The sequence below is a fragment of the Janthinobacterium violaceinigrum genome, assembly GCF_009208555.1.
In the GTDB taxonomy this organism is placed as follows: Bacteria; Pseudomonadota; Gammaproteobacteria; order Burkholderiales; family Burkholderiaceae_D; genus Janthinobacterium; species Janthinobacterium violaceinigrum.
On the sequence record NZ_WFLI01000014.1, the window covers coordinates 119373 to 138892 of the forward strand.

The 19520-nt window shown below is 63.9% G+C and carries 23 protein-coding genes; 2 read left to right on the forward strand and 21 right to left on the reverse strand.

Going from position 1 to position 19520, the window contains the following annotated elements:
- The first annotated feature begins 76 nt into the window (after positions 1–76).
- On the forward strand, positions 77–2242 hold the full coding sequence (locus GCN75_RS14175) for a putative bifunctional diguanylate cyclase/phosphodiesterase (RefSeq protein ID WP_319633292.1): 2166 nt from the start codon (positions 77–79) through the stop codon (positions 2240–2242).
- Here the strand turns inward: GCN75_RS14175 and GCN75_RS14180 are convergent.
- The 13 genes from GCN75_RS14180 to flgB form a co-directional block, all read right to left on the reverse strand.
- Positions 2227–3327 carry a glycosyltransferase family 9 protein gene (locus GCN75_RS14180; RefSeq protein WP_152283089.1) on the reverse strand — a complete coding sequence of 367 codons (1101 nt, stop codon included), beginning with the start codon at positions 3325–3327 and terminating at the stop codon, positions 2227–2229. The genes GCN75_RS14175 and GCN75_RS14180 overlap by 16 nt on opposite strands.
- A 152-nt stretch (positions 3328–3479) precedes the next feature.
- Positions 3480–4523 (reverse strand): hypothetical protein, encoded by a 1044-nt coding sequence (locus GCN75_RS14185; RefSeq protein ID WP_226938835.1) that lies wholly within the window; start codon positions 4521–4523, stop codon positions 3480–3482.
- A 5-nt stretch (positions 4524–4528) separates the two neighbouring features.
- Positions 4529–5440, reverse strand: a complete 912-nt coding sequence (flgL, locus tag GCN75_RS14190) for a flagellar hook-associated protein FlgL (RefSeq protein WP_152283090.1) — start codon at positions 5438–5440, stop codon at positions 4529–4531.
- Between the two features lie 10 nt (positions 5441–5450).
- On the reverse strand, positions 5451–6812 hold the full coding sequence (flgK, locus tag GCN75_RS14195) for a flagellar hook-associated protein FlgK (RefSeq protein ID WP_152283091.1): 1362 nt from the start codon (positions 6810–6812) through the stop codon (positions 5451–5453).
- An 81-nt stretch (positions 6813–6893) separates the two neighbouring features.
- Positions 6894–7286, reverse strand: a complete 393-nt coding sequence (locus tag GCN75_RS14200; protein ID WP_405002811.1) for a flagellar biosynthesis protein FlgJ — start codon at positions 7284–7286, stop codon at positions 6894–6896.
- On the reverse strand, positions 7283–8395 hold the full coding sequence (locus tag GCN75_RS14205) for a flagellar basal body P-ring protein FlgI (protein ID WP_152283092.1): 1113 nt from the start codon (positions 8393–8395) through the stop codon (positions 7283–7285). Before GCN75_RS14205 ends, GCN75_RS14200 begins: the two co-directional genes overlap by 4 nt.
- A gap of 9 nt (positions 8396–8404) precedes the next feature.
- Positions 8405–9079, reverse strand: a complete 675-nt coding sequence (flgH, locus tag GCN75_RS14210) for a flagellar basal body L-ring protein FlgH (RefSeq protein ID WP_226941392.1) — start codon at positions 9077–9079, stop codon at positions 8405–8407.
- On the reverse strand, positions 9079–9867 hold the full coding sequence (flgG, locus tag GCN75_RS14215; RefSeq protein WP_170909686.1) for a flagellar basal-body rod protein FlgG: 789 nt from the start codon (positions 9865–9867) through the stop codon (positions 9079–9081). The genes flgH and flgG overlap by 1 nt, the downstream gene beginning before the upstream one ends.
- Before the next feature lie 32 nt (positions 9868–9899).
- Entirely contained in the window at positions 9900–10628 is a 729-nt protein-coding gene (gene flgF, locus GCN75_RS14220) for a flagellar basal-body rod protein FlgF (protein WP_152283093.1), read from the reverse strand.
- A gap of 26 nt (positions 10629–10654) precedes the next feature.
- Positions 10655–11833 (reverse strand): flagellar hook protein FlgE, encoded by a 1179-nt coding sequence (locus tag GCN75_RS14225; RefSeq protein WP_152283094.1) that lies wholly within the window; start codon positions 11831–11833, stop codon positions 10655–10657.
- A 58-nt stretch (positions 11834–11891) separates the two neighbouring features.
- Positions 11892–12545 (reverse strand): flagellar hook capping FlgD N-terminal domain-containing protein, encoded by a 654-nt coding sequence (locus tag GCN75_RS14230; RefSeq protein ID WP_152255251.1) that lies wholly within the window; start codon positions 12543–12545, stop codon positions 11892–11894.
- A 3-nt stretch (positions 12546–12548) separates the two neighbouring features.
- The gene (flgC, locus tag GCN75_RS14235; protein WP_152283095.1) at positions 12549–12965 is read right to left on the reverse strand and encodes a flagellar basal body rod protein FlgC; all 417 of its coding nucleotides are present in this window, start codon (positions 12963–12965) and stop codon (positions 12549–12551) included.
- 8 nt (positions 12966–12973) lie between these two features.
- Positions 12974–13336, reverse strand: coding sequence for a flagellar basal body rod protein FlgB (flgB, locus tag GCN75_RS14240; protein WP_034758109.1), 363 nt, complete (start codon positions 13334–13336; stop codon positions 12974–12976).
- Between the two features lie 254 nt (positions 13337–13590).
- On the opposite strand from flgB, the gene flgA reads away from it, so the two are divergent.
- Positions 13591–14238 (forward strand): flagellar basal body P-ring formation chaperone FlgA, encoded by a 648-nt coding sequence (gene flgA / locus GCN75_RS14245; RefSeq protein WP_152283096.1) that lies wholly within the window; start codon positions 13591–13593, stop codon positions 14236–14238.
- 6 nt (positions 14239–14244) lie between these two features.
- On the opposite strand, the gene GCN75_RS14250 is transcribed toward flgA, so the two are convergent.
- The 8 genes from GCN75_RS14250 to GCN75_RS14285 all read right to left on the reverse strand — a co-directional run.
- On the reverse strand, positions 14245–14997 hold the full coding sequence (locus GCN75_RS14250; protein WP_152283097.1) for a glycoside hydrolase family 73 protein: 753 nt from the start codon (positions 14995–14997) through the stop codon (positions 14245–14247).
- Positions 14984–15424, reverse strand: coding sequence for a flagellar export chaperone FlgN (gene flgN, locus GCN75_RS14255; RefSeq protein ID WP_152255255.1), 441 nt, complete (start codon positions 15422–15424; stop codon positions 14984–14986). Before flgN ends, GCN75_RS14250 begins: the two co-directional genes overlap by 14 nt.
- Positions 15421–15711 carry a flagellar biosynthesis anti-sigma factor FlgM gene (gene flgM / locus GCN75_RS14260; RefSeq protein WP_092715702.1) on the reverse strand — a complete coding sequence of 97 codons (291 nt, stop codon included), beginning with the start codon at positions 15709–15711 and terminating at the stop codon, positions 15421–15423. The genes flgN and flgM overlap by 4 nt, the downstream gene beginning before the upstream one ends.
- Before the next feature lie 16 nt (positions 15712–15727).
- Complete coding sequence (locus GCN75_RS14265; protein WP_152283098.1) at positions 15728–16789, reverse strand: flagellar motor protein MotB; 1062 nt, start codon at positions 16787–16789, stop codon at positions 15728–15730.
- A complete protein-coding gene (gene motA, locus GCN75_RS14270) occupies positions 16716–17630 on the reverse strand; it encodes a flagellar motor stator protein MotA (protein WP_034757817.1) in 915 nt (304 codons plus the stop codon). The genes GCN75_RS14265 and motA overlap by 74 nt, the downstream gene beginning before the upstream one ends.
- A gap of 68 nt (positions 17631–17698) precedes the next feature.
- Positions 17699–18442 (reverse strand): FliA/WhiG family RNA polymerase sigma factor, encoded by a 744-nt coding sequence (locus GCN75_RS14275; RefSeq protein ID WP_152283099.1) that lies wholly within the window; start codon positions 18440–18442, stop codon positions 17699–17701.
- Between the two features lie 33 nt (positions 18443–18475).
- The gene (locus GCN75_RS14280) at positions 18476–18946 is read right to left on the reverse strand and encodes a flagellar basal body-associated FliL family protein (protein WP_226938836.1); all 471 of its coding nucleotides are present in this window, start codon (positions 18944–18946) and stop codon (positions 18476–18478) included.
- A gap of 5 nt (positions 18947–18951) precedes the next feature.
- On the reverse strand, positions 18952–19520 hold a 569-nt coding region (locus tag GCN75_RS14285; RefSeq protein ID WP_193317512.1), incomplete at its 5' end, for a flagellar hook-length control protein FliK.

Consider the following 19520-nt stretch of genomic DNA (forward strand, 5'->3'; position numbering starts at 1 on the left):
CGACACTGCGCGTGGCGCGTGCTAGTCTCGCTACTGCACCCACCTGTTTGCCTGGGCGGCGGTGCAAAGGACAGCCATGGACATGCCTCCGCAAGCGGTACCTGCTCCGGAATCCTCCCCGCGCGGCCACGACGGCGTGCTGCCGCATGCCGCGCCGCTGCTGGACGATGGCGTCTTCAGCCCGGAGCGGATGAAGGCTGAACGCGAACAAGCCTATTTCAACGATTTATACCTGCTGGCGCCCGTCGCCTATTTCGTGCTGGGCCTCGACGGTGTGATCTTGCAGGTCAACCTGGTGGCGGCCGAACTGTTCGGCCTGGCGCGCGGCCATCCCGGTCACGTGCTATTCCGTTCCTATGTGCATGAAGCGTTCCGCCACGATTACGACCAGTTCGTGCAGCGCGTGCTCAATAGCAGCGAGCCCGAGCGTATCCAGCTGCAGGTGCGGCCCCGACCCGGCGCGCGCGAGGCGGGCATGCCCGTCAGCCTGCTGGGCAGCGCCGATCCGAACGGCCAGGCGCTGCGCCTCGTGCTGGAGCAGGCCGAGGGCAAGCTGGCCGCGCTGGAACGCAGCGAAGAGCGCTTCCGGCGCATCGTGCACAGCGCCGAAGAGGGCATCTGGGAAATCGATGCGCAGGCGCTGACCAGCTTTGTCAATCCCAAGATGGCGCACATGCTGGGCTGCCAGATCGAGGAGATGCTGGGCCAGCCGCTGGCCGCCTTCATGGATGACGAGGGGCGGGCTCTCCTGGCGCGCAACATTGCGCGGCGTCAGGACGGCATTGCCGAGCGCCACGAATTCAAGTTCCTGCGGCGCGACGGCAGCACCCTGTGGGCCACTCTGGCCACCAATCCCATCTTCGACTCCGGCGGCACCTACCTGGGGGCGCTGGCGCTGGTCAGCGACATCACGGCGCAGCGCGCGGCGTCCGAGCGCATCTGGCGGCAAGCCAATTTCGACTCGCTGACGGGCTTGCCGAACCGCCAGATGTTTCTCGACCGCTTGCAGCACGAGGCGCACCATGCGCGGCGCGAAGGTACTTGCCTGGCCCTGCTGTTCATCGACCTCGACCATTTCAAGCAGGTGAATGACCGCCTGGGCCACGAGAAGGGCGACATGCTGCTGCGCCAGGCGGCGCAGCGCATCAGCGAGCACGTGCGCGCCACCGATACGGTAGCGCGCCTGGGCGGCGATGAATTCACCGTCATCCTGGCCGGCGTGGGCCAGTTGGGCGGCATCGAGCGCGTGCTGCAGGAACTGACGGCCGCGCTGGCCCTGCCGTTCGTGCTCGACGGCGACACGGCGCAAGTGTCGGCCAGCGTGGGCGTGGCGCTGTATCCGTCCGACGCGGAGGCAACGGACACCTTGCTGCGGCAAGCGGACCAGGCCATGTATGCGGCCAAGAGTGCCGGGCGCAACGGCTACAGCTATTTCACGCCCGCCTTGCAGCAGGCGGCCGACCTGCGCCGCCTCACGGTGCGCGAGATGCGCGTGGCGCTGGCGCAGGACCAGTTCGAAGTGCATTACCAGCCCATCATCCGCCTGTGCGATGGCAGCATCGAGCGGGCCGAGGCGTTGCTGCGCTGGCGCCATCCGCTGCGCGGCTTGCTGGCGCCCGCCGATTTTATCGGCTTTGCCGAGGCGAACGGCCTGATCATCGATATCGGCGAGTGGGTGTTTCGCCAGGTCGTGCGCCAGGCGCGGCGGTGGCAAGACGAGCATGGCGCCGCGTTCCAGATCAGCATCAACAAGTCGGCCGTGGAATTTCGCTGCGACGCCGCCCTGTACCAGGACTGGGGCGGGCACCTGGCGCGCCAAGGGCTGGCGCCCGGCGCCATCGTCATCGAAACGCGGGAAGCCGTGCTGCTCGACGAAGCGCGCCAGGTGGTGGAACGCCTGCGCCAGTTCCGTGCCATGGGCCTGGCGCTGGCGCTCGACGATTTCGGCAGCGGCCAAGTGTCGCTCGCGTGCCTGAAAACGGCCGATCTCGATTTCCTCAAGATCGGCCGCGCACTGGTTGGCGAACTGGGCCGTGACGATGCGGGACTGGGCCTGTGCGAAGCGCTGATCGCGCTGGCCCAGCGGCTGGGGCTCAAAGTCGTGGCCGAAGGCGTGGAGACGGCATCGCAGCGCGACTTGCTGCGCGCTGCCGGCTGCGACTATGCGCAGGGGTATTTCTTTTCCCGCGCCTTGCCGGCGGGGCAGATGGACCGCCTGCTGGCGGCTCAGTCGGCTGCCTGAACGGTTACCTCCAGCGGCCCGTCGCCCTCCATCAGCTGTTCCGCGGCGGCCAGGGTCTCGGCCGCGCTGACCTTGGCCAGGGTCAGTCCCTGCGCCAGGATGACGGCATGGCGGCGGCTGGCCGGGTAAAACCAGCGGTAGTTATCGGTACGGATGTAGTAGCCGACGATCTTCTTGTCATACGCCGAGGCGATGTGGATCACCGACGTGTCGGGCGACACGACCAGTTCGCAGCGGCGGATCAGGGCCGCCAGCTCGAGGATGTGGCCCGTGGGCGGCGCGCTCATCACGTTCGCATGGCCGGCGCCGCGCACGATCTCGGCGGCGCGCTCCTCCGTGCCCGGTGCGGCGATCACCAGCAGCGCATGGCGCGGGTAGCGCGCGGCCAGGGTGGCGGCGCAGCGCTGGGCGTCTGCCACGCTGACCGTGCGTTGCGCATTGCTGCCCTGGAAATTGAGGCAGAACAAGCCTTCATGCGTGCGCAGCAGGGTGTCGCAGGCGGCGTCGACCCGGGCAGCGTGCGCGTCCACGCCGAACAGTTCATAGCGCATGTCGATGTCGCGCAAGCCAAACTGCCCGAACGTGGCAAAAAAGCTGTGCAGGATGTGGCTGCTGCGGTCGCACGGCACCGTATGGTCGAACATGCCCAGATTGGCGGTCGAGGTGCCGTACTTGGGAATGGCAAAGCCAGTCAAATAGCGGGCGCCCAGCCATTTGATACGCAGCAGCAAGGGAATCGAAAAGCGGTTGTAGGGGTTGAAGATGACGTCGTAGCGGCGCAGGCGCAGGTCGGCGATGGTGGTGCGCAAGTCGCGCAGCAGCGGCTGCTTGTCCCAGATGAGGATCTCGTTCACATGCGGGTTACCGGCGACGACGTCGCGGTTGGCGCTGCTGGCGGCCACGTCGATCTGCCAGTGCGGATAGTTTTTCTTCAGTTCGCGCAGCAGCGCCGAGGTAACGATCATGTCGCCGATCTTGTCGTTGCGCAAAATCAATACCTTGCGCACCTTGGCGATATCGAGGGGCTGCTTGTCGGATTTTCCCAGCAGGGCGTAACTGAGCAGCCGGGCGGCGGTTTTTATCAAGGGAACTCCGGAAGTGGATGACGGGATGCACTGGCGTATTTGTCAATGAGCAAGCGACAGCAGCATCTTACGGATTTCCACGGCCCGCAGATAGGGGGCGCGCCGGTTTTATTGCGGCGTGCGCCAGGGCGGCGCACGCAGCAGGAGGGGGCTTATTCCAGGCCCAGCAGGGCGACGACCCGTTCGCGGCTGATGCCGACCAGCGCGGAACTGATCGCCAGCAGCGATTCATAGCCGGGCTGGCTGGCCTTTTCCGTGAAGTTTTCCGCCAGCGTATCCATGCTGACGTTCACCTGCACCGGCTGTGCGCGGGCGACCCGTCCCGTGGCTTGCGCCAGGGCCAGACTGACGGAGCTGCGCGCCGCCTGCAGCTGCGCCAGCGCCTGCACCACTTGCTGCAAGGTGGCGCGCAGGGCTTCCACGTCGCCCGTATTCCATTCTTCCGGAGCGATGGCGGCCGGTTCCGCATCCGTGCGCACGCGGCTCATCTGGCCGGTCGGGTAGCGCACGCCGCTGCCGCGCACGGACAGGCTGTCGCGCACGTTGTTCCAGTTGGCTTCCGGCGTGCTGAATACCAGTTCGCCGTTCTCGCCCCGCTTGACGCTGATACCTGACGGCATCAATGCGCGGTCGAAGCGGGACACGATTTCGCTCTCGCTCAGGCCGGGTTCGATATTTACCGAACGCAAGGCCTGGTTCGCGCCGCCCACGGAAAACGCCAGTACTTCCTGCGGGCCTTCCTGCAGGCTGGCCATGGTCAGGCCGCGGATGCTGAACTGCTGCTGGGCCGCCTGCGGGCTGCTATAGCTGAGCTGTGCATCGAGCGTGCCGCCCGAGGCGCTGGCGCGCTGGCGCCAGGTATTGCTGAACTGGCGTACTCGCGCTTCGACTTGCCCCTCGCGGCCCTGGCGCGCGGCCAGCTTGGCCGCCAGTTCGCTCTTCAGCGCCTGCAGCTGGCTGCTGCTGCGTTCCAGGTAGTCGAGCGTTTGCTGCGCGTTGGAAATCTCTCCCTGCAGCTGGTGATCCCAGTTGCTCAGGCCACGCTGCAGGCTCGCCGTCGAACTCCTCGCCGCCGGCGCCTCGCTGCGCGCGCCGGCATTGCCGTTGATGGCGGCGGACGCGTCATCGACGACGCGGGCTGTGCCGGCGCCTTTGGCATTGACGCCGGAAGAGGAAGAGGTCTGAACGATTTGCATGATGGTCAGAGAAGATCAAACAGGGAAATGGTGCCAACCTTGGTGTAGGCCTTGTACGTTGCCTGCAGGGCCGTCTGGTAGCCGGTCAGCTCGATGGCTGCCGCGCCCATGTCGGTCTTTTTCAGGTCCAGCAGGGCCGAATCGTTCGACAGCGACACGTTGGCCAGGTTGCCGGAAAGCGTGGTGAGGATGTTTTGCGCGCCGCCGAAGATGGCGATCTTGCCGGAGAGTAAGTCCATGCCGTCATCGGTGCCGCCCAGGCCGTCGTTGACGATGGCGCGCACGGCCGGATCGTTGGGATTGACGCCCGGCGTGCCGAGCGTGGTGACGACCTGGTCGATCTTGTTGAGCCACACTTCCAGGTTCTTCACGTCGACGTTGGCCGCCTGCGTCACGCCATTGCCGACCACGACGGTCTGCGTGTCGGTATTGCCGACGTAGCTGTAACGCGCGCCGGGCGCTGCCGCCGGGTCGTACTTGATGGGCGCCTGGTCGGTGGCCGTGCCGGAAAACATGTAGCGGCCTTCCTGGTCCTTCAGGTTGGCCGTGTACAGCACGCTGTCGCGCATGGCGGTCAGCGATTGCGTCATCGCATTCAGGTCGCCCGGCGTATTGCTGCCGTCGGCGGCCCACACCAGCAGGTCGCGCGCCTGGCCCATGTCGGTAACCATGCTCGACAGGTAGTTCTCGTTTTTCAGCAGGCGCACTTTGACCGTGGCGATATTGTCCTGGTACTGGGTCACCATCGCTTGCTCGCGCGTCAGGCGCGAAATGCGCACGTTGCCGATCGGATCGTCCGATGGCAGCTGGATGCGCAGGCCCGACGACATCTGCTGGGTCAGGTAATTGATGCGTTCCTGGTTTTGTTGGAGCGAAATATTGATCAGCGATTGGTACTGGCTGCTGGCGACACGCATATGTTTCTCCTTAACCCATCATTTGCAAAGTGGCATCAAACAAGGTATTCGCCACGGAAATGACTTTCATGTTTGCCTGGTACATATTCTGGAATTCCACCAGACTCATCGCTTCTTCATCCTTGTTCACGCCGCTGGTGGACTTCCAGTCGTCGATGGCTTGCGCGCGCACCGTATTGGACGTTTTCAGCAGGGCCTGGTTCTGCTGGCTGTAGATGGCCAGCTTGCCGACCAGTTGCGTATCCGCATCGCTCATCAGGACGGAACCTACCCAGCTGACGGTGATCGGCTGGTTCTTGATATCGATCAATTTCTGCAAGTTGCCGCTGTCGCCAGCCGCGCCCGTCAGCGACAGGGCCAGGTCCTTGGCGTTGAAGCCGGGGGTAATGCTCAGCTTGCCATTGGTATAGACCAGCAGGGGGCCGCCCGTGGCGCCCGCCATGGTTTTGCCCAGTGCCAGCTGCGCGTTGACCTTGCCGGTCAGCTGAGTGGCCATGTCCTGCAGCGACTGCTGCAGCGGCTTCAGGGTATTTTGCTCGAACTCGCCCAGGCCGCCCATCTGGCCGCCGATGGCTACCGGATCGAGCGTGTACGAGGACTTGGCGAAATCGAGGCTCAGGGTTTGCTGGCCCGTGTTCGTCATGTTGCTGCTCAGGGTACCGGCCATGCTGCCGATGACCAGCGGCTGGCCCGATTTCAGCGAGACATTGCGCGAGCCGTCCGGCTGGTCGAGCACTTCGATGCCCATTTGCGCGGCCAGGCCGTCGATCAGCTGGTCGCGCGCATCCATCAGCGACGACACATTCGTGCCCGCGGCCGTGGAAGTGCTGATGCGCTGGTTCAGCGCGGCGATATTGGCCAGGGTGGTATTGGCTTGCGGCACGATCGCGGCCCGTTGCTGCTGCACCGACAGCAACTGGTTGCTCATGACGGTGCTGATGCTGTTGAAGCGCTGCGCCATGGCGTCGGCGGAGGTGACGATCTGCTGGCGCAGCGGCGTCGACGTAGGGTCGACGGCGGAAGCATTGAGGGCGGCGAAAAAGCCGTCGATGCCGTTGCTGATGCTGGAAGCATCGTCGCCCATCACGCGCTCGAGCTGCGTCAGGTATGGCTGGGTCTGCGAACGGGCGCCCTGGTCCGATGCGGCGCGCCACATTTGCTGGCTTTTATAGGCATCGGCAAAGCGCAGCAGGGCCGACACTTCCACGCCATTGCCTGCCGAGCGCACGCCCGCGCCTGCGCCAAGCGAGGTCAGCAGCACACCCTGGCGGGTATAGCCTGCCGTCTGCAGGTTGGCGATGTTCTGGCTGGCCGCATTGAGTGCGGCCTGGGCGGCGATGCTGCCTGACAATGCATTGCTGATGATGCTCATTGGGCAAGTTTCTTTCGTGAAGAGAGTGGCGCGTGCGGGAGGGCAGGCATTGAATCGTTGTTACCTTGTACAGGCGACGCTTCAGACGGATTTATTAAGCGGCGCTGCAATATTGTCGGTCTTGACAGCGCTTTTGGCGGCCACGGGGGCGCCCGCGGCCGGCAGCAGCTGGCGCAGGATGGCGTCGGCGATGCCGAAGGCGCGCTGGCCGGCCATCTTGTCGGCCACCAGGTTGTCTGCCATTTCCAGCATGTCGCTGTTGATGGGGTCCTTGAAGACGCTGTCCTCGCCCGCCATCTCGCGCGTGCCCGAACGCATCTGGCGCAGCATGTGCGAGATGAAGAACGCTTCGAACTTGACGGCCGCCTCGGTGGCCTTGGCCGCGTAGCGCGGGTCGGCCGGCGTGGCTGCCGCGGGGGAGCGGTCGTCGAGCGCCGAGGGCAGGGCGCTGCTGCTGTCGTTGATATTCATCATATGACCACCAGTTCGCCTTCGATGGCGCCTGCCTGGTCGAGGGCTTGTAAAATTGCCATGATGTCATCGGGCGAAGCGCCCAGGCTGTTGACCACGTCGATGATGGCTTGCAGCTTGGCGCCGGCCGGCCATTTGAACATATTGCCGTTGCCCTGGTCGACGGAGACCTTCGACTGCGGCGTGACGGTGGTCTGGCCGCGGCCGAACGGCGCCGGCTGGCTGACGTTGGAACTTTCGGAAATGACCACTTTCAGCGAGCCGTGCGTGACGGCGGCCGCCTTCACGCGCAAGCCTTCGGCGATGACCACGGTGCCCGTGCGCGAATTGAAGACCACTTTCGGCGTGTCGACGCCCACATCGACGGACAGCGCTTCGAGCTTGGCCATGAAGGCAACGCGCTGGGTCGGGTTTTCCGGCGCCAGCACTTCCACGCTGGTGGCGTCGCGCGTGGTGGCGACGGCGCCGAAGCGGCGGTTGACGGCTTCGACGATATTGATGGCCGTCTCGAAATGCGGATGGCGCAGGTTCAGGGTGACGGTCGGCTTGGTCGAGAAATCGCTGAGGATTTCGCGCTCGATGTTGGCGCCGTTGGGAATGCGGCCCGAGGTGGGCGTGTTGACGGTGACGGACGAGCCGCTCTTGCCGGTGGCGTTGAGGCCGCCGACGACCACGTTGCCTTGCGCCAGCGCATACGTTTCATTGTCGGCCGCGCGCAGCTGGGTCAGCAGCAAGGTGCCGCCGCGCAAGCTTTTCGCATCGCCCAGCGACGAGACGGTGACGTCGATGGCCTGGCCACGGCGGTATCCTGGTGGAAACACGGCGCTGACCATGACGGTGGCGACGTTCTTGCTTTTTGCTTCGGCGCCGTCCGGCATCTTCACGCCGAACTGCTTGAGCATATTGACCACGGACTGGCTGGAAAACTTCACCTGGGTGGTGTCGCCGCTGCCGTTCAGGCCCACGACGAGGCCATAGCCGACCAGCGGGTTGTCGCGCACGCCCTCGATACTGACCAGGTTGCGCAGCACTTGCGCGGCGCTGGCGGGCAGGGCAAAGCCGGAGAGCGCGGCCAGCATGGCTGCCAGGGGCAGGGCGGAACGAAATTTCATGAGGTCACCTTAAAACGGCATCCATGGGCCGACGAAGAAGCGCGTCAGCCAGCCTGGTGTATTGGCTTCGGCCAGGGTGCCCTGGCCGGAATAGGCGATCTGTGCATTGGCGATGCGCAAGGACGAGACCTGGTTGTTGGAATCGATGTCGGCCGCGCGCAGGTAGCCGCGCAGGCGCACGAATTCCTCGCCCTGGTTCAGGGTCAGCGTTTTCTCGCCCTGGACGCGCAGCAAGCCATTCGGCAGCACTTCCTGCACGATCACGGTGATGGCGCCGGACAGCGCATTTTGCTGCGTGCTGGTCGAGTCGCCCGCGAAGTTGCGGTCGGCCGACAGGTCGATGCCCGTCTTGGGCAGGGTCTTGCCGAGGATATTGGCCGCCTTCACGCCGACGGACGAGCCCTTGTTGAACGAGGTACCGGCCTTCTTGCTGGCCTGCGTGGTTTCCTGCAGGGCCACCGTGACGACGTCGCCCACGCGGAAGGCGCGGCTGTCCGAGATCAGGTCCAGGCCCGCGTCGGGATTGAAGACGCCGCCGCCCACGCCGCCGCGCGCAGTGCTGCGCGGCGCCACGGGCAGCGGCGTATCGGAAAAGCTGGGCGCTACCGGCGCGGCCGGCTGGCTGGCGCAACCGGCCATCAGCACCAGCAGCAAGCCCGCCGTGGCTTTCATGGCGATTGTCATCAGCGTGCCGCTTGCGCCAGGTATTGCAGCATATTGTCGGCGGCCGACAGCACCTTGGTGTTCATTTCATAGGTGCGCTGGGCCGCGATCATGTCGACCATCTCTTCGACCACCTGCACGTTCGAGCCTTCCAGCGCGAACTGTTTCAGCTTGCCCAGGGCGCCTTCGCCGGGACGGCCTTCCGTCGGCGTGCCGCTCGATGCCGTTTCCTGGAACAGGTTTTCACCGAGTGCCAGCAAGCCCGTCGGGTTGACAAAGCTGGTCAGGTTCAGCTGGCCCAGCTGGGTGCCGTTGACGTTGCCCGGCACGGTGGCCGTGACCATGCCGTTTTCGCCGATGGTGATGGCCGTGGCATTGTTCGGCACGGTGATCTGCGGCACCAGGGGCAAGCCCTGGGCGTTGACCATTACGCCGTTTTCATTGATGCCCAGCTGGCCGGCGCGCGTGTAGGCCGCTTCGCCGTTCGGACGCAGCACTTGCAAAAAGCCGTTGCCGGTGATGGCCACGTCGAATTCGCGGCTCGTCGTTTGCAGGCTGCCGGTGGTAAACACCTTTTGCGTGCCCACCATGTGCGTGCCGTTACCCAGCTGTACGCCCGATGGCGACAGGGTATTGTCGGCGCGCTGCGTGCCCGGCTGCTGCTCGACCTGGTAAAACAGGTCTTCGAAGACGACGCGGTCGCGCTTGAAGCCAACGGTATTGACGTTGGCCAGGTTATTGGCGATAGCTTGCAGTTTGGCATCTTGTGCCTGCACGCCCGTCTTGCTGATCCACATTGCTGGATTCATGGTTTACTCCTGATAATTGGTTGGCGTTAGGCTTAAGCGCCCAGCAGGCGGTTACCGGATTCCGTCATGGAATCGCTGGCCTTGAACACTTTCATCTGCATCTCGAAACTGCGGTTCAGGCTCATGGTGGCAACCATTTCCTCGACGGCCGAGACGTTGCTGCCTTCTAGGTGGCGGTCGCGCAGGCGTACCGTGGGATCGGCCTGCAGGTCTTCGCCGCTGCGCGCCACGATCAGGCCCGCCTCGTTCTTGGTCAGCTCGCCCGCTTCCGCGTTGACCAGCTTGAGCTTGTCGACCGTCTGCATTTGCGCGGTGCCCGGCACCTGGATGGAAATCGTGCCGTCGGCGCCGATCGACAGGCTGGTGTGCTCGGGAATCGTGATGGGACCGCCTTCGCCCAGCACGGGACGGCCGTTGATGGTCAGCGCGCCCGTTTCATCGAGGTCCATGGCGCCGGCGCGCGTGTAGGCTTCGCCGTTTTGCCATTGCACCGCGAGAAAACCGTGGCCCGTGACGGCCACGTCGAGCTCGCGTCCCGTTTCCTTGATGGTGCCCGTGCGCGTGCCGATGGCGCTCGACTGCGTCTGCGTCATGTGGCGGTCGTCGTAGCCATAGCCGTTTTGCAGCGGCTGGGCAGTGGACACTTCCATGTTGGCGCGAAAGCCGCCCGTCTCGATATTGGCCAGGTTGTTGGCGTGTACCTGCTGTGCCCGCAGGGCGCGGTCGGCCCCGCTCATGGCGGTATAAATCAGCGCATCCATTGCTCTTTACCTTTGCGTATCGTGGATTACAGCGCTTGCATCAGCGATTGCAGCATGGCGTTCTCGGTCGAGATGACCTTCGAGTTGGCCTGGTAGTTACGCTGCGACGTCATCAGGCCCACCAGTTCGGAGGTGATGTCGACGTTCGACTGTTCCAGCGAGCTCGTCACCAGTTTGCCGGCCATGCCGACGCCGGGGCGGTCGTACATGGCGGTGCCGGACGTGGTCGAGGCGACCCAGCTGGTATCGTTGACGGCGGTCAGTGCGCCTTCGTCGGGGAAGGTGGCCAGCGCGATCACGCCGATGCTTTGCTTCTGGCCGTTCGTGTATTTCGCCACGACGGAACCGTCGTTGGCCAGTTCCACGCCCGTGTAGGTGCCCGAGGCATAGCCGTCGGCGCGGTCGGTCGAGGTGTTTGCTTCACCGGCGAACTGGGTGGTGCCCGTGTAGTCGATGGCGATCGTCATGGCCGCTGCGCCAGGTGGCGTCGGCAGGGTCGGCGTGGCCGTTTTTCCCGTCAGCAGATTGCCGGAGGTGTCGAAGGTCATGTTCGTCACCGGCGCCACGTCGACATTGTCGAACGTGTAGTGCACGTCCACGCCCGCCGCCGTCTTGACGAAGTACTGGCCCAGCGAGTGCTTGGCGCCCAGCGAATCGTAGACGATCGAGGACTTGCCGCTGTTGTAGCTCAGCTCATTGGTCTTGTCGAACGCCGGGGTCTTCACGGTCCATTCGGACGACAGGTTGGCGGCATACGCCAGCTTGGTCGACGCTACGGCGGGAATCTGGCCCGTTGGAATGATCATGTCGCCCATGGTGCCCAGGGTGGTGCTGCCTTTCACGGCGGCATAGCCTTGCACCAGGCGGCCATTCGCATCGATCAGCTTGCCTTCATTGCTGGCCGAGAAGATGCCGACGCGGCTGTAGTTCATGGTGTTTTGCGCATCGCGCGTGACGAAATAGCCGCGGCCATCGATGGCCGCGTCGAGCGCGCGGCCCGTATTCAGCACGCCGCCATTGAGCGACATGCTTTGCGTCAGCGAGCCGATTTCCGTACCCGTGGCGCGCGAACCGGCGTACATGGCCGAAAAGTTGGCGCGGCTGCTCTTGAAACCATAGGTGCCCGCATTGGCGATATTGTTACTGGTGCTGTTCAACTGTTGGTTGATGGACTGGATACCGGACAGGGCGATGTCGAAACTCATGTTGACTTCCTTTAGTGAAGGACGAGATTAGTGTTCAGGAAACGAAGGGAAGGGCGGATCAGGCCGTCTTACCGTTAAAACCGGTGATCGCGCCAGGGTTGACTTCGCCCAGGTTCGACACGCTCAGGATCATGCTGCCGCTGGACGACAGGCGCACGCTGTTGAGCTTGCCTGCGATGTCGACCGTTGGTTTTTCGGTGCCATTGGTGGTGACCGCCATGGTGTAGGTGCCGGCAGGCAAGCCCAGCGCGACGGGATCGATGGTGAAGGGCACGGTGCCGGCGGTCTTGGCGCCCAGTTCGATCTTGTATTCCTTGTCGTCGATGCCTTTCAGGGTGACGGTGGTCTTGGTGGTGCCGGCCGCCAGCGCGATGCTGCCGCTGACCTTGCTCTTGTCGAGCTGCACCGTTTCGCTGTTGACCATCACTTCGGAACCCACTTGCGCGCCCAGGGCCAGTACTTGCATCGATTGAAGCACGCTGGCATTGGCGCTGGTCAGCGCCGACAGGTTCTGCATCGCTTCCGTCTGGGCCTGCTGCGTCAATTGATTGACGAACTGGCTCGGGTCGGTCGGCGCGAGGGGATCCTGGTTCTTGATCTGGGCGACCAGCAATTTGGTGAACATGTCCTGGGTGGCATTGCTCTGCGACTTGACGGCATTGCTGCCGCTGTTGCTGCCGCCAGTGTTGTTTGTAAAGAGATTAGTTTCCATGGATTATGCTTCACCTAATTTGAGGAGCGATTGCTGCATCGACTTGATGCGGCCCAGAACTTCAACATTTGTTTCAAACGCGCGCGAAGCCGACATCATGTCGGTCATTTCGGCAACCTGGTTGACGTTGGGGTAGAACACCATGCCATCGGCATTGGCCATCGGGTGGCCCGGTTCATAGACCTTGCGCAACGGTTCATCGCTTTGCACCACGTCGAGCACCTGTACTCTGCCACCGGCGCCGCTGGCACCGGGGCCATCCATCACGGCGGAAAACACGGGCTTGCGGGCGCGGTAGGTTTCGGCTTCGGAACCGGCAACGGAATCGGCATTGGCCAGGTTGCTGGCGATGGTATTGAGGCGCACGGTTTGCGCCGCCATCGCCGAACCGGCGATCTTGGAAATATCCTGGAAGCTCATGCTGATCCTTATTGTCCGGAAATGGCCTTGGACAGACCCTTCAGTTTCATGTTGACGAAAGTAAGGCTCGTCTGGAAGTCGGTGGCATTCTGCGAGAACGCCGCCTGTTCGACGCCGATTTCGACGGTATTGCCGTCGCGGCTGGGGTGGTAGGGTACGCGGTACAGGGCGCTGGCGTCGTCATCGGTGGACAGCAGGCCCGCTTCGTTGTCCTGCAACTGCTGCAGGGCGCTGCCGAAATCCATGTCCATGGCCTGGAAGCCGGGCGTGTTTTCATTGGCGATGTTGGCCGCCAGCACGCGGGTACGGTCGGCACGCAGCGCCAGTGCATCGGCATGCACGCCCAGCGCGTCCTTGAAATTAATCCCCATGGTCATCCTTTGTATTGAATTCGATCGTGCTTTTTGCGGTTCGGGCTAGAAAATAGGTGGTGCAGAGGTAAAATCCCAGCCTGGTCATGTTGACGCATGGTAAGGTCATGCCGCTTCAGTATCTTTGATTAAGGTTAGCAATGATTCATTTCAACAGCATTACGATGATCCGAAACAGGGTGCCACATCCTCATATACTGCTTCCGGGCCTATTTTTTCTGACCAGCCTATATAGTAGTGCAGGACGCGCAGAATTGCCAGCCGACAATATATTTTCGCGTGTGGAACAGTTGGCGCGCGAGCAATTGACACAGCAGGCGGCCACGGCAGGACTGCTGGAACCGCAGTTTCAAGTGACCGTCGTGAAAAGCACGCGCCCCTTGCCCGCGTGCGCGGCGCCCGTTGCGCTGGAAACGGCGGACAGCCGCTCGGCCCAGCGCATGCGCTTTGTGGCAGTGTGTCCTGGAAGCAACGGTTGGCGTTATGAAATGCTGGCGCGCGGCACGATCACTGCCCAGGTGGCCGTGACGAACGCGCCCGTCACGGCAAATACGCCGTTGCAGGCGGGCGACGTGACCATGGCGCGGCGCGACGTGACGATGGTGCCGGACAGTATTTCCTCCTTGCCCGGCGCCGTCGGCCTGTCGAGCCGGCGCAGCTTGCGTGCCGGCGAAGTGCTGCGCCAGGGGCAGCTGGCTGCGCCGATGCTGATCAAGCGGGGCAGTGCGGTGAGCATCGTGGCGCGCAAGGAGCAGGTGGAAGTGAGCATGGCCGGCGAAGCGATGGACCCGGGCGCGCTGGGGGAGGTGATACGCGTGCGCAACGCCACCAGCGGCACGGTGATACGTGCCAGGGTGGTCGATGCGGGCGTGGTGGAACCGGCCGAAATTCCCGGCCGTTAAGGAAGGTCAGTCTGCGGCGGCCGTGCGCTGCAAGCGCGTCGCCAGCTGGGTCAGCTTGGCGGCGTAGTGGGGATCGGTGGCATAGCCGCCCCGTGCCAAGCCTTGCGCGAAGGCGCCCGCATCCGTGCCCGTGTTCAGGGCGGCGCGGTAGCGGGGATTGTCCAGCAGCACTTGCGCATAGTCGCGGAAGGCGCTGGCCTGGTCCGGATAGCTGCGGAAGCGCTCCGTTTTCTTCAGCGCCGTGCCGCTGCCCGCTTCATATTCGGTCGTCAGGTTGCTGGCCACGTCGCCCTGCCACTTGCCGCCCGCCTTGATGCCGAACAGATTGTTCGTGTCCGCGCCCGTGCCCTGGCGCAGCGGACGCTGGCCCCAGCCCGATTCCAGCGCCGCGTGGGCGGCGACGATTTCCGGCGCCACGCCCAGGCGCGCGCCCGTTTCTTCCGTCCACGGCTTGATCGAGGCGAGGAATTGCTGCTGCACTTCGCCGATCTCGCCGCCCTGGTTGATGCTGCCCAGCACATTGACGGGCTGGCTCTGTTCCAGGTAGGCGCGTCCTTGCGGGCTCAAGTGGGTGGCGTTGCCGCCGCCCTGCTCGATGAAGCGGGCCACTTCGCCCTGCACCTGCTGGAACACGCTGCCGAAACTGCCGGCGGCTACGGTGGCAGGGGTCGCGTGCATATTGCTTTGCACGGCATGCGTCGCCATCGTCGACGGCGTGGCGGCCATGGCGCGCATCTGTGAAAAATCAACCTGGCGCATACGTATCTTCCTCGCCATGCAGCACGCGCTGCATGATGCTGTATTGCTCTGTTAACAAATCGCTGTTGCGGGTATTCAGGCGCTTGCATTCCAGCACCATCTGTTCCAGCGCCGCCCAGTCGGCCTCGGCCTTGCTGCGCGCGTCTTCTTGCAACAACGCAAATAATTGTGCCATATCGCCTTGCGGGCCCAGCAGGGCGGTGACGAGGCTGACGCGCTGGCGGCGGCGCGCATCGAGGGGCTCGACGGCGGCGATCACCTGTTCGGCCAGCGCCGTCAGCTGCGTGCTGCGGTGGTGCAGGGTGGCCTGGAATTGTTCTTCCAGCAAGGTTTGCAGGGCGGCATAGCCGACGCTGTCCTCCTGCATGCCGTGCAGCACGCGGCGCACGGCTTCCTGGCGCGTGATGCCCTTGCGCGGCGCGGTCACGATTCACCGCCGTGGAAACGCTGGATCAGGCCCGCCAGTTTCGATGGATCGAACGGCAGCTCGCCCTTGGCCAGCGCATCGCGCAGCATGGCCACGCGCTCGTGGTCGATTTCGGGCATGGCGCGCAGGGCGGCCATGGCCGGTTGCAGCACGGCCGATTGCAGTTCCGCTCCCGCCGACGAGCCGGCCATGGCGCCTGCGGCGCCCGCGTGCTCGGCGATCGCCTCGGCAGGCGCGACGGCGCTGCTGCGTACGGCAGCACCGGTATTGCCCGAGGAGATTTTCATACGTTGTCCCTTGCCCTTAATTTGCATGCTCATCCCGCTCCTTCTTTGCGGGCAGGCCCAGTTTTTCGCGCAGGCGCTGCAAGGTTCCCGAATCCGGTTCACCCACCTGCAGCTCTTCGCCTTGCACTTTTTGTCCGGCCATGCCGAACATGGCGGCGATGCTGTCGGCCTGGCCACGCGTCAATATTAACAGTTCGATGCGGCGGTTGATGCCCGCGCTGGCATTTTTCACGTCCAGCGGCGCGCGGTCGGCCATGCCCACCACCTGCAGCACGCTGTCCGGACTCATGCTGCCGATCAGCAATTGCGCGCGCGCCGACATGGCGCGGTTGGCCGACAGGGTCCAGTTGGAATAGCCTTCATAGCCGTTATTGGCGTATTGCAGGGAATCCGTATGGCCCACGATCAGCATCTGGTTTTCCATTTGCGCAAACACGGGGCCCATCTGGCGCAGCAGCTTGCGGAAGCGGTCCGTCGGCACGGCGCTGCCGCGCACGAACATACCTTGCTTGTCCGTATCGTGCAGCATGACGCGCAAGCCGTACGGCGTGATCACCGATTGCAGATTGCTTTTCAATCCCGCTTCATCGCTGAGCTTGTCGAGCGCGCGCGACAGGGCCATCAAGTCTTCCGGCGACTGGTAGCTGACCTTCGTCTGGTTTTGCGGCGCGGCGCCGGCCTTGCCATCCTGCGTCTGCTTGCCTTCCGTGCGCGTGTCGCCCGTGCCCTTGCGGGGCATGGGGAAGCGCTCGATCAGGCTGCCGCGGGGGCCACCTTTCTGTTCCGGCATGACGCCCTGGCCTTCGCCCTGGCGGCTGCCTGCCGACGCATCCATCATGATTTCCTTCATCGCCTGCTGCTCGCGCGCGGCCATCAGCCACAGCACGAGGAACAGCGACAGCAGGGCCAGGCAAAAGTCGGCGAACGCTACTTTCCAGGCGCCGCCGTGGCCATCGTCGTCATGCTTGCGGCCAGCACGCTTGATGATGGCCTGTTCATGTTTCTCATGCGGCTTTAGCACGGCGGCCTCCCCGGCCTTGGCCTTGCTCTTGTTCGGCGCCGCCATCTTCCAGCGCATTGATCCAGCTCTCCAGCTGGGCGAAGCTTGGCTTGATGTTCAGCTGCACCAGGCGGCGGCCCGCATCGATGGCCAGCAGGGGCGGTTTGCCCGCCACGTGCGTGACCAGCACGACCTTCACGCATTCCATGGTCGAGCCTTCCTCGCCCACCAGCTGTTTCATCATGTTGCACATCGGATCGAGCACGCCGTAGCAGAAGAAGATGCCGATGAAGGTACCGACCATGGCGGCGCCCACTTTTTCCGAGATTTCCGCCGCATCGGCGCCGTCAGCCACGGAATTCATGGCCATCACGATGCCGAGAACGGCGGCGAGGATACCGAAACCGGGCATGGCTTCGGCGATCTTGTGCAGGGACTTCGACGGTTGCAGCAGCTCATCGTGGATGGCTTCCAGTTCCTGTTCCAGCACGCCTTCGAGTTCATGCGCGTTGATCTTGCCCATTGCCATCAAGCGGAAGTTGTCGACGATGAAGGCCAGCAGCTTCGGCTCTTCCAGCACCAGCGGATAGCGCTGGAACAGGGCGCTTTCGCGCGGCGCCTCGACGTGGGCGTCCAGCGCCTTCAGGCCGCCGGCGGCCGTTTGCAGCAGTTCATACATCAGCAGCAGCAACTGGCGCTGGAATTCCGAGCCTTGCTTCTTGTGCGTGACGATCTTGCGCATCTGGTGCAGCATTTCACCGAGTACATGCTTGGGGTTGCCCAGCACCAGGGCGCCGACGGCGGCGCCGATGATGATGATCAACTCGACCGGTTGCCAGATCGCGTGGACGGTGCCGCCCATCAGGGCGAAGCCTCCGAATACACACCCCATCACGATTAAGATACCGATAATTACCATGTCAACTGCCTTTCTGCGTCATTGTGCTGCATCAATTTGATGGGTTTTGCTGAAACTACTACTGAAACTTATGCGTCTTGCAGCATGGCTTTCATCTTGCCCAGTGCCGTCTTGTTCAGCTGGCAGACGCGGGCGTCGCTCAGGTCGAGTACGGCGGCGATTTCTTTATAGCTCAGTTCGAATTCGTAATACATCTGGATCACGCGCTGCTCGCGTTCATCGAGCGCCCGCAGTGCCTGCTCCAGGCTGCGCCGCACCATCAATTGCTCTTCCGGGCTCGGTGCGCTGTCGGCCTGTCCCAGGCTTTCCTGCAGCACTTCGTCGAAACTGGCGATCAGCTCGGCGTTTTCCGCCAATTGGTATTCCTGGAAGGCTTCCGGCGTCAGCTTCAGGGCCGCCATGATTTCCGCTTCCAGCGGTTCGCGTCCCAGGCGCCGGGTCAGGGCGCGCACGCTGTCGCGCAGACGGTGGCTTTCCTGGCGCACGGCGCGCGGGCGCCAGTCCTGGCGCCGCAGCTCGTCGAGGATGGCGCCGCGGATGCGCAGGCTGGCATAGCTGCCGAACGACTGGTCCGGCACGCCGTAGCGGCGCAAGGCTTCGAGCAAGCCCATCAGGCCGATCTGTTCCATGTCGTCGCGGTCGATGGCGCCCGACACCTGCGAATTGAGCTGGCGCACGATGCGCTTCACCAAAGGGGCATAGGCCACCAGATGTTGTTGCTCTTCAGCAACGCTGAGCACGGCCGCGCAAGCGCTGGCAGCCGCGTATTCGCCGGCGCCATACGCTTCCTGGTATTGCTCTACATAGGCCACGGGATCTCCCACTAGGTCGGCTGGCGTGTTGGCTTATTCAATGATCAGCTTGCCGACCATGACTTCCGTGAAGGGCTTTTCCATCTGTTCGCGCTCATAGCTGACATTGAAGGCCTTGTTGATCTGTTCGGCATACTGCTCCACCGTCATGGTCTGCGCCTTGTCCATTGGAAAGCTCGACAGGGTGCTGACGGCGATCGAGCGCATCAGCGGCAAGTGGTCCTTGGTCAGCTTTTCCTTTTCCTCGGTGGTGGCGATCACCAGGTCGGCGGACAGGTAATGCGTTTCAGCATCGCCGGGGCCGCGGCGCAGCATCACGATGACCTTATCCAGAGTGATGAACTTGCGCGCCTTCTTGCCCGTGGCGGGCGGCGGCGGGGCTTTCGCTTCGGCTACCTCGGCATGTCCGGCTACGGGCTTGGCCAGGTACCACATGGCGCCGCCAGCCGCGCCGGCGGCCAGCACGGCCACGGCGACAAAGCCGCCTATCAGTTTCATTTTCATATTCATCAGGTGTACTCTCGCTCATGCATGGCGTAAGTGGTGCTGGAAGAAGTGCCGGTCGGCGTGCCGTCGGACAGGGCGCGGCCCGGTTCGGCGTCGTCCTGCTGGCGGCCCGGTTGACGCTGGCCGCGCGCATCGCCTTCGGCAAAGGCCTGGGCGGCGGGACTGCGCGGGGTGGCGCTGATATTGACGGCCACCTCGGTGTACTGGCGCTGCGCCAGGTCGCTGCGCATGTTCTCGCCGATGCCTTGCAACTGGCGCAACACTTCCGAATTCGACGCCGTGACGTTCACCTGCAGCGCGCCGGCCGTGTGGCGGATGGAAATTTCAATGCGGCCCAGCATGGGCGGGTCCAGGCGGATCGTCGCATGCTCGCTGTTGCGGCCGATCTGCGTCTGCAGTCGTTCGCCCAGCGCTTCGCGCAGCGGTTCCTGCCATTGCTGGGCAGGGCCGTTGAGCTTGATCGTGTCGCCGGCCGGGGCCGCCGTTGCGGGAGTGCCTGCCAAGCCCGTCAAGCCCTGGTTGGGCGCGGCGGGCGTCGGCGTCGCGGCGCCGCGCTCGCCATCGCGCGGGG